This window comes from Pseudomonas sp. LBUM1647 (assembly GCF_059716175.1).
On record NZ_CP166809.1, the window covers coordinates 4,266,326 to 4,282,795 of the forward strand.

20 protein-coding genes are annotated in these 16,470 nt (G+C 59.5%); 10 read left to right on the top strand and 10 right to left on the bottom strand.

The features are described 5' to 3' along the window. The first annotated feature begins 14 nt into the window (after positions 1 to 14). The gene (locus ACA059_RS19390; RefSeq protein ID WP_497630591.1) at positions 15 to 899 is read left to right on the top strand and encodes a LysR family transcriptional regulator; all 885 of its coding nucleotides are present in this window, start codon (positions 15 to 17) and stop codon (positions 897 to 899) included. A gap of 105 nt (positions 900 to 1,004) precedes the next feature. Here ACA059_RS19390 and ACA059_RS19395 read toward each other — a convergent pair whose 3' ends face one another. Together ACA059_RS19395 and ACA059_RS19400 are read right to left on the bottom strand one after the other, a co-directional pair. Next, on the bottom strand, positions 1,005 to 1,904 hold the full coding sequence (locus ACA059_RS19395; RefSeq protein WP_497630592.1) for a polysaccharide deacetylase family protein: 900 nt from the start codon (positions 1,902 to 1,904) through the stop codon (positions 1,005 to 1,007). A 99-nt stretch (positions 1,905 to 2,003) separates the two neighbouring features. Continuing rightward, positions 2,004 to 2,951 carry an ABC transporter substrate-binding protein gene (locus ACA059_RS19400; RefSeq protein WP_497630593.1) on the bottom strand — a complete coding sequence of 316 codons (948 nt, stop codon included), beginning with the start codon at positions 2,949 to 2,951 and terminating at the stop codon, positions 2,004 to 2,006. Positions 2,952 to 3,247: 296 nt separating this feature from the next. Here ACA059_RS19400 and ACA059_RS19405 point away from each other — a divergent pair, with 296 nt between their 5' ends. From ACA059_RS19405 to ACA059_RS19430, 6 genes are all read left to right on the top strand, one after another. Further along, positions 3,248 to 4,234, top strand: a complete 987-nt coding sequence (locus ACA059_RS19405; protein ID WP_497630594.1) for an aliphatic sulfonate ABC transporter substrate-binding protein — start codon at positions 3,248 to 3,250, stop codon at positions 4,232 to 4,234. A gap of 148 nt (positions 4,235 to 4,382) precedes the next feature. Beyond that, the gene (locus tag ACA059_RS19410) at positions 4,383 to 5,231 is read left to right on the top strand and encodes an ABC transporter permease (protein ID WP_497630595.1); all 849 of its coding nucleotides are present in this window, start codon (positions 4,383 to 4,385) and stop codon (positions 5,229 to 5,231) included. 3 nt (positions 5,232 to 5,234) lie between these two features. Continuing rightward, a complete protein-coding gene (locus ACA059_RS19415) occupies positions 5,235 to 5,948 on the top strand; it encodes an ABC transporter ATP-binding protein (RefSeq protein ID WP_497630596.1) in 714 nt (237 codons plus the stop codon). A gap of 65 nt (positions 5,949 to 6,013) precedes the next feature. Next, positions 6,014 to 6,694, top strand: coding sequence for an SOS response-associated peptidase (locus tag ACA059_RS19420; RefSeq protein ID WP_497630597.1), 681 nt, complete (start codon positions 6,014 to 6,016; stop codon positions 6,692 to 6,694). A 265-nt stretch (positions 6,695 to 6,959) separates the two neighbouring features. Beyond that, complete coding sequence (locus ACA059_RS19425; RefSeq protein WP_497630598.1) at positions 6,960 to 7,232, top strand: hypothetical protein; 273 nt, start codon at positions 6,960 to 6,962, stop codon at positions 7,230 to 7,232. A gap of 91 nt (positions 7,233 to 7,323) precedes the next feature. Next, complete coding sequence (locus ACA059_RS19430; RefSeq protein WP_497630599.1) at positions 7,324 to 7,551, top strand: DUF6555 family protein; 228 nt, start codon at positions 7,324 to 7,326, stop codon at positions 7,549 to 7,551. 62 nt (positions 7,552 to 7,613) lie between these two features. Here ACA059_RS19430 and ACA059_RS19435 read toward each other — a convergent pair whose 3' ends face one another. The 3 genes from ACA059_RS19435 to ACA059_RS19445 are packed head-to-tail and all read right to left on the bottom strand — an operon-like array spanning position 7,614 to position 8,845. Then, positions 7,614 to 7,775: a hypothetical protein gene (locus ACA059_RS19435; protein ID WP_497630600.1), complete on the bottom strand. Its 162-nt coding sequence runs from the start codon at positions 7,773 to 7,775 to the stop codon at positions 7,614 to 7,616. A gap of 60 nt (positions 7,776 to 7,835) precedes the next feature. After that, positions 7,836 to 8,147: an AzlD domain-containing protein gene (locus tag ACA059_RS19440; RefSeq protein WP_165934021.1), complete on the bottom strand. Its 312-nt coding sequence runs from the start codon at positions 8,145 to 8,147 to the stop codon at positions 7,836 to 7,838. After that, the gene (locus ACA059_RS19445) at positions 8,147 to 8,845 is read right to left on the bottom strand and encodes an AzlC family ABC transporter permease (protein WP_129443464.1); all 699 of its coding nucleotides are present in this window, start codon (positions 8,843 to 8,845) and stop codon (positions 8,147 to 8,149) included. The genes ACA059_RS19440 and ACA059_RS19445 overlap by 1 nt, the downstream gene beginning before the upstream one ends. A gap of 418 nt (positions 8,846 to 9,263) precedes the next feature. Here ACA059_RS19445 and dapA point away from each other — a divergent pair, with 418 nt between their 5' ends. The 3 genes from dapA to ACA059_RS19460 all read left to right on the top strand — a co-directional run bounded on the left by dapA (position 9,264) and on the right by ACA059_RS19460 (position 11,620). Next, positions 9,264 to 10,139 (top strand): 4-hydroxy-tetrahydrodipicolinate synthase, encoded by an 876-nt coding sequence (gene dapA / locus ACA059_RS19450; RefSeq protein WP_497630601.1) that lies wholly within the window; start codon positions 9,264 to 9,266, stop codon positions 10,137 to 10,139. 60 nt (positions 10,140 to 10,199) lie between these two features. Then, on the top strand, positions 10,200 to 10,574 hold the full coding sequence (locus tag ACA059_RS19455) for a DUF2784 domain-containing protein (protein ID WP_497630602.1): 375 nt from the start codon (positions 10,200 to 10,202) through the stop codon (positions 10,572 to 10,574). A 128-nt stretch (positions 10,575 to 10,702) separates the two neighbouring features. After that, a complete protein-coding gene (locus ACA059_RS19460) occupies positions 10,703 to 11,620 on the top strand; it encodes a LysR family transcriptional regulator (protein ID WP_497630603.1) in 918 nt (305 codons plus the stop codon). Positions 11,621 to 11,622: 2 nt separating this feature from the next. Here the strand turns inward: ACA059_RS19460 and ACA059_RS19465 are convergent, their stop codons facing one another. From ACA059_RS19465 to ACA059_RS19485, 5 genes are all read right to left on the bottom strand, one after another. Beyond that, a complete protein-coding gene (locus tag ACA059_RS19465; RefSeq protein ID WP_497630604.1) occupies positions 11,623 to 13,200 on the bottom strand; it encodes a sensor domain-containing diguanylate cyclase in 1,578 nt (525 codons plus the stop codon). A gap of 177 nt (positions 13,201 to 13,377) precedes the next feature. Further along, the gene (locus ACA059_RS19470) at positions 13,378 to 14,145 is read right to left on the bottom strand and encodes an ABC transporter ATP-binding protein (RefSeq protein ID WP_497630605.1); all 768 of its coding nucleotides are present in this window, start codon (positions 14,143 to 14,145) and stop codon (positions 13,378 to 13,380) included. A 21-nt stretch (positions 14,146 to 14,166) separates the two neighbouring features. Further along, positions 14,167 to 14,880 carry an ABC transporter permease gene (locus ACA059_RS19475; protein ID WP_497630606.1) on the bottom strand — a complete coding sequence of 238 codons (714 nt, stop codon included), beginning with the start codon at positions 14,878 to 14,880 and terminating at the stop codon, positions 14,167 to 14,169. Further along, complete coding sequence (locus tag ACA059_RS19480; RefSeq protein WP_123367973.1) at positions 14,877 to 15,566, bottom strand: ABC transporter permease; 690 nt, start codon at positions 15,564 to 15,566, stop codon at positions 14,877 to 14,879. The genes ACA059_RS19475 and ACA059_RS19480 overlap by 4 nt, the downstream gene beginning before the upstream one ends. Before the next feature lie 94 nt (positions 15,567 to 15,660). After that, entirely contained in the window at positions 15,661 to 16,449 is a 789-nt protein-coding gene (locus ACA059_RS19485; RefSeq protein ID WP_497630607.1) for an ABC transporter substrate-binding protein, read from the bottom strand. Between the last annotated feature and the right edge of the window lie 21 nt (positions 16,450 to 16,470).

Sequence of the window (16,470 nt, forward strand, 5' to 3'; positions counted from 1 at the left end):
CGACTGGAGGCCCCATGGAACTGCGTCACCTGCGGTATTTTCAGGTGTTGGCTCAAACCCTCAATTTCACCCGTGCTGCCGAGCTTTTGCACATCGCCCAACCACCGCTGAGCCGGCAGATGCAGCAACTGGAGGACGAGCTCGGGGTGTTGTTACTGAAACGCGGACGGCCGCTAAAGCTGACCGATGCAGGGCGGTTTTTCCATGAGCACTCCACCGCCCTGCTCGAGCAACTGGGCAAGGTGTGCGACAACACGCGACGGATCGGTCTGGGCGAAAAGACATGGCTGGGCATCGGTTTCGCACCGTCGACGCTCTATGGCGTGCTGCCGGAACTGATTCGCCGTTTGCGCAGCGGCGAGCCCCTGGAGCTTGAACTGGGGCTTTCGGAAATGACCACGCTGCAGCAAGTGCAGGCGCTCAAGGCCGGGCGCATCGACATTGGTTTCGGGCGAATCCGCATCGACGACCCGGCGATCATCCAGACTGTTTTGACTGAAGACCGACTGGTCGCCGCCCTGCCCGCCGGCCATCCATTACTGGCGGGGCCGATCAGCCTTCGCGAACTGGCGAAAGAACCCTTCGTTCTGTACCCCGGCAACCCACGCCCCAGCTACGCCGACCATGTGATCGCGTTATTCGAATCCTATGGCGTGAGCATCCACGTGGCGCAATGGACCAACGAGCTGCAAACAGCCATCGGTCTGGTGGGAGCGGGAATCGGCGTCACCCTGGTGCCGGCCTCGGTGCAATTGCTGCACCGCGACGACATCGGTTTCACGCCGCTGCTGGAAGACAACGCGACCTCGCCGATCATTCTCAGCAGGCGTGTGGGCGACGTATCGCCGGGATTGAATCACTGCTTGCAGATGATTGATGAACTGCAGCCACGGAACTAAAGCCGTAATGCAACTGTAGGAGCTGGCGAAGCCTGCGATCTTTTGATCTTGTTTTTAAAAAGCAAAATCAAAAGATCGCAGGCTTCGCCAGCTCCTACATTGCGTTCAATGGGAATTCCGATCCCAGAACCAGTTCCAGATCCCCGGCAATTTGACCGGCACTGAACTGTCCTTGACGGTACGCGCCATGGCGGCCCGTTGCAGCGCTGCCGTGTCGTCGTAAAACGGCTTTTCTGCGGTTTTCACACCGGTAGCCTGTGCGCTGTCGAGCAGGATTTGCAGGTATTCGCGAATATGCCGGGCGGTGTAGCGATTGAGGTCGTGGAAGGTCACCACCACCGGAATCACCCCATCTACCACCGGTAACTCGCCAAGGGCGATGCGTTCGCGCACTTCGGACATTGTGCGCAAGAAGTGGGCCCGCCGTCGGGGGCTGGCGTTGAAGCCCCAAATCTTGCCGTCATTGGCGCTCAGGTCGGTCAGCAGCACATGCAGGCCGTGTTGCTGATAGGCCGCGAAAGTGCGCTTGTCGTAGTTCCAGAATGGCGGGCGCACCAGGGTCGGTGGCGCACCGGTGATCGCAGCGATGTCGGTGCTGCCGTTGCTCAGCGACTGCTCCAGTTCTTCTGGACTCAGGGAACGGTGATTGGTGTGCGAGTGGGTCGCCGTGTGGAAGCCCAGAATCTGCCCATCTGCGTGTTCGCGGCGCATGACCTCGCGACCGATTTCACTGTTGCCGGCACGTGGCGCACGGGTCTGCACGAAGAACACTGCTTTGAGGTTCGGTTGCACCGGGTTCGTGGCCAGGCTGTCGAGAATCGTCATCGTCGGATTCCAGAAACTCGATGCGCTGGGACCGTCGTCGAAGGTCAGCAGAAAACGGATCGGTGGTTGCGCGCTCAGACGCTGTTCGGTCTGCGGCGTCATTTCGATGGGAGAAGCGATGCAGCCAACCAGCCCTGTGGCGATGATGAGTGCAGATAGAACCTTGAACAGCTGTTTCATGTTTTGCCCATTTATCCTTCGTCGGCCCGCAGGTCGCTGCAGGCCGAGGTTGGATAAGGGTACACAGTGTTTGGTTCCAGTGCTGCCCGGCATCGTGGGTTACTGGGCAAACGCCTGCTGAAACGAGCTGTCGATAATCGGTGCAGTCGCCAACGCAGCCGGCAGCGCTTTTACCTTGAACAGGAAGTCCGCCGTGCTTTGCAGATCCTTGGCGGCCTGCGCATCCACCGGGCCGACGGTCATGTGGGCCTGACGCAACCAATGACGCGAGACGTTCTGGTCAAGGTTGGCTTTCTTCGCCCAGAGATCAGCGTACTCGTCGGTGTGGTTGTCGACCCAGGCCCGGGCCTTTTTCAGGCGCACCAGAAAGTCGGCAATGGCTTCGCGTTTGCTGTCGATCGAAGGCGTCGACGCGGCGATGGCGCTGAGGCCGGGCATCAGGTTCTTGGCGGTGAGGATCGGCCGGGCGCCGGAGAACAGAATCTGCTGGGAGATGTAGGGTTCCCAGACCGGGAACGCGTCGATGCTGCCCTGAGGCAACGCGGCGGCGGCATCGATCGGCATCAGTTTGATGAAGTCGACATAGTCTTCCGGCAGATCGGCTTTTTCCAGGGCGCGCAGGGTCAGTTGCTGGCTCCAGGCACCGGGCCAGTAAGCGACTTTCTTACCCTTCAGGTCGGCGATGGTTTTGACCGGCGAATCCTTGGGCACCAGCAAGGCGATGGTGTCGGGGTTCTGCCGCGACACGCCGATCAGTTTCACCGGCGCCTGCTTGGCGGCGAGGAACAGAAAACCCGAATCGCCGAGAAAACCCAGATCCAGCGCGCCGGTATTCAGCGCTTCGGCCAGCGGTGCGGCGGCCTGGAAGTGCTTCCAGTCGACGGTATACGGCGCATCTTTCAGTACGCCCGACGCCTCCACCGAAGCCCGAACGTTGTAGTAGTTCTGATCACCGACGTGCAGGACGACGGGCTCGGCGGCGTAAGCCAGTGGTGCGGCGAACAGTGCGCTGGTCAGCAGACTGCGCATGAAACGGGACAGGTTCATCAGGGGCTCCTAGAGGGTTATTGCGATAGACCATAACGCTCTTACAACAAGCTCATTAAATTCGATTAATGCATAAGCTCATGACCCGCAGCGAACAGTGTTTGCCCAGCAACAGCAACTAAACAGACTGTTTTCCCTTGAACATTTGTCTGCCGCTGCTTCAGCGCCAAGGCCTTGAAAACACTCGTCACGTAAAACATGGCACAGAGCCTGCAATATTCCTTTTACGCAGGAAGAATTTATAAAAAATGATTTTTTGGAAATAAGAACCTCGCCGCCTTGCCCGGAGCTGTCCCATGAAAACCACCTTCCGTTTCCCCCACGTCAGGTCTCTGCTCAGCGCCTGCGCCCTTGCACTGAGCCTGCAACCGATTGCCCAGGCCGCTGAAGCGCCACCGGCCGAAGTGCATCTGGATTACGCCTATTACTCGCCGGTGAGCCTGGTGCTCAAACACTTCGGCTTTCTGGAGAAAGCCCTGCCACAAACCAAGGTCAGCTGGGTGCTGAGCCAGGGCAGCAACCGCTCGCTGGAATACCTCAACAGCGGCGGCGTCGACTTCGCCTCCTCCGCCAGCCTCGCCGCCGTGCTGAGCCGCGCCAATGGCAGCCCGATCAAATCGGTTTACGTCTACAGCCGCGCCGAATGGACGGCGTTGGTGGTGCGCAAGGATTCGCCGTACAAGACCGTGGCCGATCTGAAAGGAAAAAAAATCGCCGCCACCAAGGGCACCGATCCGTACCTGTTTACCCTGCGCAGCCTGCAACAGGCAGGCCTGAGCAAAGACGATGTGGAACTGGTGCATTTGCAGCACCCGGATGGTCGCACCGCGCTGGAAAAAGGTGACGTCGACGCCTGGGCCGGACTCGATCCGCACATGGCCGCGAGCCAGGTTCAGGCCGGTTCGCGGCTGCTCTATCGCAACACCCAGTTCAACAGCTACGGGGTGGTCAGCGTCACCGACAGCTATGCCAAAGAACACCCACACACCATCGACACCGTACTGAATGCCTACGAGCAAGCTCGCGAGTGGGCGGTAAAAAATCCCGAGGAACTGGCGAAGTTACTCGCGACCGAATCCGGTCTACCGCTGGAAGTGGCCAAGCTGCAATTGTCGCGCACCGACCTGAGCAGCCCGCAATTGACCGCCAAGGACGTGATCGCCTCCAAGGCTGCCGCACCGATTCTGGTTTCCGAAGAACTGGTTCGTCGTGGGGTGAATGTCGATCAAGTGATCGACCAACTGATCGACACCGGCTTCAAAGAAACCGTGGCTCGTCGGTAAAAGCAAAAGATCGCAGCCTGCGGCAGCTCCTACAAGGAAACGCATATCCCCATGTAGGAGCTGCCGCAGGCTGCGATCTTTTGATCTTGCTTCAAATCAGCGCTGTAAACCGCGCCTGTCGCGGATTCGTCGTGACCGGAGAAACCCCATGACCAGCAAAAGCAAAGACCTGCCCGCCAGCCTGACATTGCCTGCGCCGCACCGGGCCAGCGCCTCCCTGAACAACGCCTGGCGACTGCGCCTCAAAGGTTTGGCCCTACCGGTGCTGATCATCCTGCTGCTGGAATTCGTCGTGCGTATCGGCTGGTTGCCGTCTTACCAAATGCCGGCCCCCAGCGAGATCGCGCTGACCTTGAGAGACCTCGCCGAAGGTGCGCTGTGGAAGCACATCAGCGCCAGCCTGTTGCGGGTGCTGCTGGGTTTCGCCATCGGCGCTGGTCTGGCCCTGGTGTTCGCCGCGTGGGTCGGTTTGAGCCGTGAAGCCGAAGCCTGGCTGGAGCCGACGTTCGCCGGCCTGCGCTCGATCCCGAGCCTGGCCTGGGTGCCGCTGTTGCTGCTGTGGCTGGGCATCGACGAGACCTCGAAAATCGTCCTGATCGCCATCGGTGCCTTCTTCCCGGTGTACCTCAACGGCGTCGCGGCGATCCGCGACATCGACCGCAAACTGGTGGAAGTCGGGCAGATGTACGGTTTCAGCCGGCCCCGACTGGTGCGGCGAGTTCTGCTGCCCGCCGCCCTTCCCGGCCTGTTCACCGGCTTGCGCAGCGGCATGAGCCTGGCCTGGATGTTTCTGGTGGCCGCCGAACTGATCGCCGCGACCAAAGGCCTGGGGTATCTGCTTAGCGACGGTCGCGAGACTTCACGCCCGGACATCGTGCTGGCGGCAATCATCGTGCTGGCGCTGCTGGGCAAACTCAGCGACGGCATCCTCGCCGGCCTGGAGAAGCGCTTCCTCGCCTGGCGCGACACCTTCAACGGCCAAAGCGCAGAGGATTGAGCCATGACCGAACACCTGCTGGACATTCGCGTCGAGCGCAAAACCTTCGCCGCCACCACCGTGCTCAAGAACATCCATTTGCAATTGCAACCCCGGGAAGCCATCAGCCTGCTGGGGCCCAGCGGCTGCGGGAAAAGCACGTTGCTGCGGATCATCGCCGGCCTGGAAAAGGACTTTGAGGGCGAAGTGCTCAGCAGCGCCGGGGAAGTCGCTTTTGTGTTCCAGGAGCCGCGACTGATGCCATGGCTGACGGTCGAACAGAACATCGGTTTCAGCGCCGACAACCATTACGACAAAGTCTGGGTCGCGCAACTGATCGACGAAGTCGGCCTCGGCGGTTTTGCTCAAGCCCTGCCCAAAGCGCTGTCGGGCGGCATGGCGCAGCGGGTGGCGATCGCTCGCGGCCTCTACTCGCGACCGCACGTGCTGTTGCTCGACGAACCCTTCAGCGCGGTGGACGCCTTCACCCGCATGAAATTGCAGGACTTGCTGCTGCAACTGGCCGAACGTCACGCCATCGCCCTGCTGCTGGTGACCCACGACGTAGATGAAGCGCTGTACCTCAGTGATCGGGTGCTGGTGATGGACAATCGTCCCAGCAGCATTCGTCAGGAGCTGGCGGTGCAACTGGCCCATCCCCGTGACCGGCGCGACCCGCTGCTCGCTCGCCTCAAGGCCTTGTCGTTGACCGAGTTGCAGCGCGCCCATGTGATCTGAGCAACTAAGCTGAAAGCTCCAGCCAAAACGCTTCAATCAGAGCTCTTCAACCGGAGTATCAGCCGATGTGCGGACGCCTGTCGCAGTACCGAGGCATTCATGACTTTGTCGCGGTGCTGAGCATCCCCGACGCGTTGATCAACCACGTCGGTGATGAACCGCTAGCCCGCTACAACGCTGCGCCCACCACGCAACTCGCCCTTCTGCACCTGGAGAGCAACGGCCTGCACGCCGATTTTCAGCGTTGGGGATGGCGGCCGCACTGGGCGAAAGATCGGGCGGCACCGATCAATGCACGGGTCGAAAAAGTCGCCCACGGCCCGTTCTTCCGGGCGATCTGGCCGCACCGCGCGATTGTGCCGATCGACAACTGGTTCGAATGGGTCGACGCCGGGGATTCGACGAGGCAACCGTGGCTGATCCGCCGACGGGACCGGGCACCGATTTTCTGCGCGGCGATCGGACAGTTTCCCGGCGTGGGGGGTGAGCCGCGGGCCGACGACGGTTTTGTGATCATCACGGCCGACAGTGCGGGCGGCATGCTCGATATTCATGACCGGCGCCCCGTGGTGTTGTCTGCGCCGCTGGCGCGGGAATGGCTTGACCCGGCCACCCCCAAAGAACGCGCGGAGCAGATGGCGCTGTTGCAGGGCGAAATCAGCGAGGTTTTCGAGTGGTACAAGGTGGACACAGCGGTGGGCAATTCAAGAAATCAAGGCGCGGCACTGATTGATGAAACACCCTGAACTATCAATTCCGACATAAAAGCAGGCATAAGTAACAGTTGTATATACATATTAAACAATTGATCGTTACACCTGTTGTTTCACCGAAGATACACATACCTATTGTTTGGCGATTAAACCTGTCAACCGCCTGTCTGACACTTCGATACATTTAGAATAACAATGGATAGCATGCGCGCCGCGTTTCCCTCGGCACTCCTCTGTTGACCAAAGAGTCAATAAACCCAGGAAATCCCTACAACAACAAGCCTTGCAGAGAATTAAATTGCGCGACGATTTTACAATTAATCAAGTCGGTGGCCTGGTGTGTGTTTATCTTTCGAAAACAGAACACTGCCCGCTCGACTGTTTTATCGGGCAATACATAAAGACCCGCAACCTGGGTTCAATTCCCAACATTAGCAACCTCCTTCGTTCAACCCTCGACAGCTATCCGGGCAGACCTCCGGTCAGGGTCAACGAGCTGAACGCCTGGATCGACAAAACCTTGGGTTATCGGGCCTCCCACCCCGATTTTCTGCAGCTGGAAGACGCTTGAAACGACACTCAATGCCCACTCAGCCGAAGAAGTGAACGAACACGGCATCAAACCGCTCTCAATAACAGAGGCTCGGCCCAAGGAGGAATATATGAGCACACTCGTCCCCTATGCCGTGCACTACATGTTCGACGGTGTTCGTCGGCACTTTTTCAAACTGGCCGAACAGTTTTCGGATGTCGAGGCGATACATTCCGCCTCCGCCCATGCTTATCCCGACTCTGGTCTGCAAATCGCCGCACACGCCAATCTCGAAACCGCACGCGTCAAAGCGCTGCAATTGGGCATTACGCACATTCGCTGGAACGAAGCGATCTGAATTAAATAATCGCCAAAAGAAAAGCCCCGCTTGATAGCGGGCTTTTGGTATGTGCAACTCGGTCAAGGTTTCAGCGGACGCTCCTGGTCGCGATCTGACAGCTCTTTACCGTCGTCGGGGTGCTTCCAGTCCGGCGTCGAACGCCGCTGCCGCTTAAGCTCCTCTTCCGTGGGTTCATCATCCGCCTCTTCATCCGGATCCGGACGCTTTGGATCATTTGCCATGCTCACCTCTCTTCCTGTAGGGGTCCCCTATAAGCGTAGAACAGTTTCGGCGGGAACGACTTAGAGCCACCAACGCAGCAAAAAGAAGAACCCCATGCTCAACAACATGCTGAGCAAGGTATTGCGGGTGTAAAGCACCAGCCCCACCGCCACCAGCGAGCTGATCAGATACGGGTTATCCCACTGCAGATTCAGCTGCTTGTCCGGCATGAACACGATCGGCCCACAGATCGCCGTCAGCATGCCCGGCACCGCAAAACCCAGGAACTGCCGCGCATTGCTGCTCAAGCGCACGGGCAGCCGCGGCTCCAGAAACACATAGCGGTTGAGGAACACCAATAGCCCCATGCCGACAATAACCGCCCAGACCATCATGTGCGTCCACCGTAGAATTTGTTGCAGATAAAGCCTGCGGTCATGCCCGCCAACCCCGACAGCACCAGCGCCGAGCCCCATTGCCAGTAGCTGAACAGCACCGAGCAGAACAACGACACCGCCACGCATACCACGGTCGGCACGTTTCGCACCACCGGGGTGATCAAGGCGATAAACGTCGCCGCGATGGAGAAGTCCAGCCCCAGGTGTTCCAGCCCCGGAATGCTGCTGCCGAGCACGATGCCGGCCAGGGTGAAGAGGTTCCAGGCGATGTAAAACGTCAGGCCGACACCCAGGGCGTACCAGCGGTTGAACTGTTGTTTGTCATGCGCACTGGTCAGGGCGAACAGCTCGTCGGTGAGCAAAAAGCCCAACCCCACACGCCAGCGACCCGGCAACGGCGAAATCACCGAACGCAGGCTCATGCCGTACAGCAAATGCTGGGAGGTCAGCAGCAGCGTGGTCAGCAGAATCGAAAAGATTCCGGCACCGCCCTTGAGCATGCCGATCGCCACCAGTTGCGCGGCACCGGCGAATACGATGCTCGACAACCCCTGGCCTTGCAGGGGCGTGAGATTGGCCTCGATGGCCATCGAGCCGGCCAGCAGTCCCCAGGGCGCGGTGGCCAGGGACAACGGCATGATCGCCGCAGCGCCGCGAAGAAAGGCACTGCGCGGCATGAGTGAATTGGACATAACGCTCTACAACCAGGGAAAGTCTTCAGACTGTGCCAGCAGTCGCGGCCGAAGGCTTGAACAATCTTGCGCACTTGGTCCGCGGCCAAGCAAAACGGCAGAATGCGTGCGGAGCTCGCTGATTTTCGCGATTGACAAAAATCGCGCCGGCTTTTAAAACTGAACGCCTCATTCAGGGTGTAAGCAAGTATGTCCACAACCTTCAACCTCAACACTGTCGTCATTGGCTTGAATGCCAAGGCGCAAGGTTGCGTTGCGCACGCCCTCAAATCGAAGAAACAGTCGCTCATGTGACCGGGGCGCGCTGTCCCGTCAGATGAGCTGACAGGACATTGAGCGCGACGGACACCCTCCCCTTGCTTACTGCCTTCTACGCTTCTGACGGTGACGAAATCGGTCAACCTTCAGGAGTACGTGCATGTCATCGTTTCAAGGTATCTGGGTCCCTCTCGTTACACCGTTTCGCAACGGTGCGATCGATTTCGTCGGCTTGCGCCGGCTGGTCAATCATCTGCTGGAAAAAGGTGTCGATGGCGTTGTGGTCTGCGGTACCACGGCGGAAGCGGCGGCACTGAGCAAACACGAGCAACTGGCGGTGCTCGATGCGGTACTGGCGCAGGTGCCGGCGGAACGGGTGGTCATGGGCCTGGCCGGCAACAATATGACCGAGCTGCTGCAATTTCAGAGCGAAATCCTGAAACGCCCGCTGGCCGGTTTACTGGTACCGCCGCCGTATTACATCCGTCCGTCTCAGGCTGGCCTCGAAGCGTTTTACAAAACTGTCGCCGATGCCTCCAGCGTTCCGCTCATTCTTTACGACATCCCTTACCGCACCGGCGTGGCGTTCGAGCAGGCAACCCTGCTCAACATCGTCGCCCATGAGCGAATCGTCGCGATCAAGGATTGCGGCGGCAATCAGGCCAACACCCTGGCGCTGCTAGGCAGTGGCAAGGTCGACGTGCTGTGCGGCGAAGATAACCAGATCTTCAGCGCCTTGTGTCTGGGCGCCAAAGGCGCCATTGCCGCTTCGGCGCATGTTCATCCGGAGCTGTTCGTGGCGTTGTATCAACAGATCCGCGACAACCGGTTAGCGGCTGGTCGAGCGACATTCTTCCAACTGCTGCCGCTGATTCACAGCCTGTTCATCGAGCCCAATCCCGCCCCGGTGAAAACCGCCCTGGCCCTTGAAGGCTTGATCGACGACGAACTGCGCGCGCCGATGCAACGCAGCAGCGAAACCATGGCGGTGCGTCTGAAGGAAGTGCTGGCGGCGTTGAACAGCAACAATCGATAGAGCGCGAGCAACCCGCCCGAGTACCATGGAGCCATTCGCATAACGCGTCAGGGAGTCGACATGCTTTACCGAATCGCCGCCGACGGGCTGGTCCTGTTTCATCTGTTGTTCATTCTGTTCGTGCTGTTCGGCGGGCTGCTGGTGCTCAAATGGCGTCCGCTGATCTGGTGGCACCTGCCCGCGGCTGTGTGGGGCGTGTCGGTGGAAGTCTTCCACCTGACCTGCCCGCTGACGCAGTGGGAAAACCTCATGCGCGACGCGGCCGGGCAAACCGGTTATAGCGGCGGTTTCATCGAACATTACGTGTGGCCGGTCATCTACCCGGCGGGCCTGACACCGGCAATTCAGCTGGGACTGGGCAGCGTGGTGCTGGCGATCAACGTGCTGGTCTACCTTCGGTTGATCAGGCTGTGGAAGTTACGTCGGGCAACCTGACACCAAGATCAAAAGATCGCAGCCTGCGGCAGCTCCTACACTGCGATATGCGTTTCCCGTAGGAGCTGCCGCAGGTTCGGGCTGCGTTCAGACGATCTTTTGATCTTGTCCGTGCAAGGATTCCGCCCATGCTATCGATTGAAGATCTCACCTTGCTCGAAGCCATCCGCGAAACCGGCAGCCTGTCCCGGGCCGCGGCCCACTTGGGCAAGGCGCCCTCGACGGTGTCCTACGCGGCGCGGCAACTGGAGGAACGCTTTGACGCCTTGCTGTTCGACCGTCGTCGCTACCGCTTGCAGCTGACCCCGGCGGGTGAGTTGCTGGTGAACGAGGCGGCGCGACTGATGCAAGACGTCTCGCGGCTGACCCAGCGGGTGCAGCAAGTGGCCAATGGCTGGGAGAGCCGGCTATGGATCGTCACCGATGAGTTGCTCGAATTCGAAGCGTTGATCCCGGTGATTCACGAGTTCGATGCGCTGGAGTCCGGCGTGCCGTTGCGCATCACTCAGGAAGTCCTCAAAGGTGTTTGGGAAGCCCTGCGTGAAGGCCGCGCGGACCTGATCATCGGCGCCACCAACGAACCACCGGCGATCCCCTCCTTGCGCTGGATGCAACTGGGGGAAATGGAATGGGTGTTCGCGGTTTCGCCCAAGCACCCGCTGGCCAAGGCCCAAGAGCCGATTTCACGCGCCATGGTTGCGCAGCACCGGGCGATTGTCGTGGCCGACTCGTCCAGAGCGACCGAGGGCAGTACTTACGGCGTCTCCGGCGGCCAACCGGTGCTCGCCGTGCCGACCATGCGCGCCAAAATCCTCGCCCAGTGCGACGGGCTGGGCGTGGGTTGGTTACCGAAGCATCGGGTCGGCTCGTTACTGAAAAACGGCACGCTGGTTGAAAAACAGATGGCCGATCCGCGTGAGCCGAATATCTTGTATGCCGGCTGGCGTGGCGATCACGACGGCCGCGCCCTGGGCTGGTGGCTGGAAAAACTCAAGCAATCGTACCTGTCCACCAAGCTGGTTCAGGGCAGTGACCGGTTTGTTTGAATTCAGTTGGCAATGACGCTCATGTTCCGGCCGCTGGCCTTGGCCACGTAAAGCGCCTTGTCGGCGGCCCCCACCAGGTCGTTGGGCTGGGCTTGTGACGCCGGATCGTAAGCGGCGACCCCCAGGCTGACCGTCACCGTGCCTTCAGCCCCTTCACTGTGTTGGATGCCGGCCTGCTGAACCGCGCGGCGGATTTTTTCCGCCACCATAAACGCCCCCACATAGTCGGTCCCGGGCAGTACCACCGCAAACTCTTCGCCGCCATAGCGGGCAGCCAGGTCGCCGGGGCGCTTGATGTTGTCCCTGATGATCGTGCTGATGTTGCGTAAACACTCATCGCCGGCCACATGGCCGTAAAGATCATTGAAGCTCTTGAAGTGATCGACATCGATCATCAGCAGCGCGAGGTGGGTCTGGTTGCGCCTGGCGCGGCCCATTTCGGCAAGGATGAACAGATCGAACTGACGTCGGTTGGACAGCCCGGTCAGCGCGTCCTCCAGCGCCAGCAACTCAAGACTGCGGTTGACCTCGATCAGTTTTTCCTGCGCATCCAGCAATACGCCCTGCACATGATTCTGCTGCTTCATCAGGCGAATGAGGCGATAACCGAGGACGCCCAGAAACCCCAGGAACAACGAGACGATCCCCGCACTCAGCAGTACCTCCTTACGCCAGGCGGCCAGGACTTCATCTTTATTCAGCGCCGCAAAGATGATCAGCGGATAACCGTCGACCCTGCGAAAACCGACCACACGCTCGACGCCATCCACATAGGAGGGGACCGTTGCCGTGCCCGAATTGCCCTTGGGCAATAGCTGCGTAAACAGCGGCCCCTTGGCGACGCTGATGCCGACTTCAGTTTCTTTGAACGGTCGGCGAACGACGATGGTGGCGTCGTCGGCGATCAGATTGATCACGCCGTTACGGCCCATGTCGATGCTGTCGTAGAGCGTAAGGAAGTGGCTGAGATAGAGGCTTGCCAGCGCCACGCCGGCAAAGCTGCCATCCGGATGATTGATCCGGCGGGAAACCGTCATGACCCATTCACCGCTCGAACGGCTCTTGATCGACGGGCCGATGTGAGGCCCACGATCGGGATGATCACGATGGAAAATGAAATATTCGCGGTCGGAATTGTTGGCATTGGGCAGGACGGCGCCGTTGGAATTGGCAATCCAGCGCCCATCCTCGTCATAGATAAACAAGCCATGGATCTGACTCAGTTCACTGCGCTGGGCACTGAGCAAACGCTCCAATCGGGGTACCCGGGCCTGGTCGATACCGTCGTTTTCGAGGCGATCCACCAAGGTAAACAGCAGCGTATCGGCCTGCTTGATCGACGCCTGTGCTTGCGAGGCCAGGGTCTGGGCAAGGTTGGACATCGCCACTTCTTTGTCGTGCAGATGGTACTGGCGCGAGTTCCAGGCTTCCCAAATCACGATAGCCGTCATGGACAGGCACACCGCGACCAGCAGAATCACCGCAGAGCGGACCTTGAGCGTTACCCCGGCTTGCTCGGCGACCCAAGGCACGCCATGGCGGGATTGTTCAATTCGATTGTTAACGGACGGATGACCCATGACGCTCCCTGAATCCTGATCACAGGGCGAATCTTCCCGTTCGCCCTTTTTATGACCCCTGACGGGTATGAGCCGCCTGGTGCCAGGCGACTATGCCTCATCAAACACCCGATAGGTGAATTGCGCGAGAACTAATCTCACTTCCGTCTCGCCAGGGCTACGATTCAGTGTTTGTCGTTACTTGAGACTTCCCGCCAAAAACTGCTGCAACCGCTCGCTCCGGGGCTGGTCCAGCACGGTATTCGGTGCTCCCTGTTCTTCCACCCGGCCCTGGTGCAAAAACATGACGTGGTTCGACACCTGCCGGGCAAACGCCATCTCATGGGTGACCACCACCATCGTCCGCCCCTCTTCTGCCAGCTGCTGCATGACCTTGAGCACCTCGCCCACCAGTTCGGGGTCCAGGGCGGAGGTCGGTTCGTCGAACAGCATCACTTGCGGCTCCATGGCTAGCGCACGCGCAATGGCGACGCGCTGTTGCTGGCCGCCGGATAGCTGGACCGGATACTGCATCTCGACCTTTGCCGGCAAACCTACCTTGGCGAGGTAATGCCGCGCCCTCTCCAGAGCCTCCGCCCGACTGACACCCAGCACGCTCATCGGGCACTCGATGATGTTTTCCAGCACCGTCATGTGGCTCCACAGATTGAAGTGCTGGAACACCATCGACAGCTTGCTGCGCATGACCTGCAACTGCGCGGGATCGACCGCACACAAATCACCTCTTGAATTCTTGCGGGTGAGCAGCTCTTCGGCATTGACGATGATGCGCCCGGCTGACGGTTGTTCGAGATGGTTGATACAGCGCAAGAAGGTACTTTTCCCCGACCCCGAAGAGCCGATGATGCTGATCACGTCACCCGCCCTGGCCTTGACTGAAACACCCTTCAATACCTCATGGCTGCCGTAGTTCTTATGCACATCTTCAACGATCAATTTATACATTCGAGCATGTCCAGTTAGGGGTCAGTGCGTCCGCGGTTTGAGGTAGCCCAGCCAATGCAGTTCGCCGCGACGAAACAGCCAGATCAGGAAAAACGCGCTGGCGGCATACAGCACCCCGGCGATCCCGAACGCGGCAAAGGATGCATAGGTCGCCGAGTTGACGTCCCGGGCAATCTTCAGCAAATCAGGGACTGTGGCGGTAAATGCCACCGAGGTGGAATGCAGCATCAGAATCACTTCATTGCTGAAAAACGGCAGGGCCCGACGCAACGCCGACGGCAAAACGATCCGGCGATAGAGGGTGAACCGGCTCATGCCGTAGGCGCTGGCGGCCTCGATTTCGCTATGGGGAGTCGCCCGGGTGGAACCGGCGAAAATTTCGGTCATGTAGGCGCAGGTATTGAGCGCGAACGCCAGCACCGTGCAGTTGAACCCGTCACGGAAAAACGCGTTGAGAAAGTCCTGGGATCGAACCACATGCAAGCTGTACACCCCGGTGTAGAAAAACAGCAGCTGGATGTACAACGGGGTGCCGCGAAACACGTAGGTGTAGCACCAGACCGGCAGATGGATCAGCGGGTTGCGGCTGACGCGGGCAATCGACAACGGCACCGCGAGCAGGAAGCCCGTCACCACCGAAAGAATGAGCAGCCACAAGGTCACTGCCAACCCGGACAAGTGTGGCCCGTCACTCCACAGATACGCCTGCCAATAGTTTTCGAGAATGCCGGTCATAGCGCAGCCTTCCTGACACCCACCGAATAGCGGTGTTCAAGCCACATCAAGACAACGTTGGACACCGTGGTGATGGCGAGGTAGATCAGGCCGCCGACCAGCGTGAAATAGAAGAACTGCAGGGAGCCCTTGCCCGCATCTTGCGTGGCTTTGATGACATCGGTCAGGCCGATGATCGATACCAGCGCGGTCGACTTGATCAACACCTGCCAGTTATTGCCAATACCCGGCAGTGCGTGACGGAGCATTTGCGGGAACAGGATTTTGCGAAAGGTTTTGCCACGGGTCATGCCGTAGGCCCTTGCCGCTTCGATCTGGCCAGCCGGGACCGCCTGGAAGGCGCCGCGAAACGTCTCGGTAAAGTAAGCCCCGTAAATGAAAGCCAGGGTGATGACGCCGGCCAGAAACGGGTCGATGTCGATCTGAGCGATGCCCAGCCAATCAGTCATCCGGTTGAGCAGCATTTGCAGGCTGAAGAACAGCAACAGCATGATCACCAGGTCCGGCATGCTGCGAATCACCGTCGTATAACCGGTGGCCAGCGCTCGCAACAAACGGTTGGAGGACAACTTGGAACTGGCGCCGAGCAGCCCGGCCAGGACCGCGATCAACAATGACCATAACGCCAGTTTGATAGTGGCCAGGGTGCCCAGCAGGATCTGCGGGCCAAAGCCTTCCAGAAGCATTTCACTCTCCTTGTTCTTATTAGGTCGAGGTGAAGGGGGGGATGCTGCGATGGAGCGGCCAGGCGACCGCTCTGTTTCAAAGGTCGAAGGGGCGTTACTTCGCGCCGTAGACGTCGAAATCGAAGTACTTTTTATTGATCCGCGCGTACGTGCCATTGGCGAGAATCGTCGCCAGGGCTTTGTTCAAGTCTTCGCGTAACTCGACATCGCTCTTGCGCAAACCGAAGCCGTCACCGACGCCGAAAAAGGCTGGGTCATCCAGAGTCGCGCCGGCAAATTCATAGTCCTTGCCCTGCGCGGTGTTGAGGAAGCCGTAGCTGGCTTGAATGGCCCCTTGCAGCGAGGCATCGAGCCGGCCGACCACCAGATCCGCATACACCTGGTCCTGATTTTGATAGGAGAGCACATCGATGCCCTTCGCCCCCCAGACGGCTTTGGCATACGCCTCCTGCGTCGAACCCTGCTCCACACCAATGCGTTTGCCCTTGAGCGACTCGAGGGTGGGCAGCAGGCCCGATCCACGCTTGACGACCAACCGGGCCGGCGCATTGGAGACCTTGTCGGTGAAGGCAATCTGCTCCAGACGCTTGGGCGTCACGGTCATCGACGACGCCACCGCGTCGAACTTGCGCGCCAGCAGCGCCGGGATCATGCCGTCCCAGCTGCTTTCCACCCAAATGCAGCGGGCCTTCAACTCGGCACACAGCGCCTCGGCGATGTCGACCCCGAAGCCGGTCAGCGTGCCATCCTGGTTTTTGTATTCCAGCGGTGGATATGTGGGGTCGACCCCCAGTTTCAGGACATTGCCAGACCAGTCAGCCGCGCCGGCCAGACCCGTGGCCGTCAACAACACCAGTGAAACAGCCGCAATCATCTTGTTCATTATTTTTATTCCTCTCAGGCC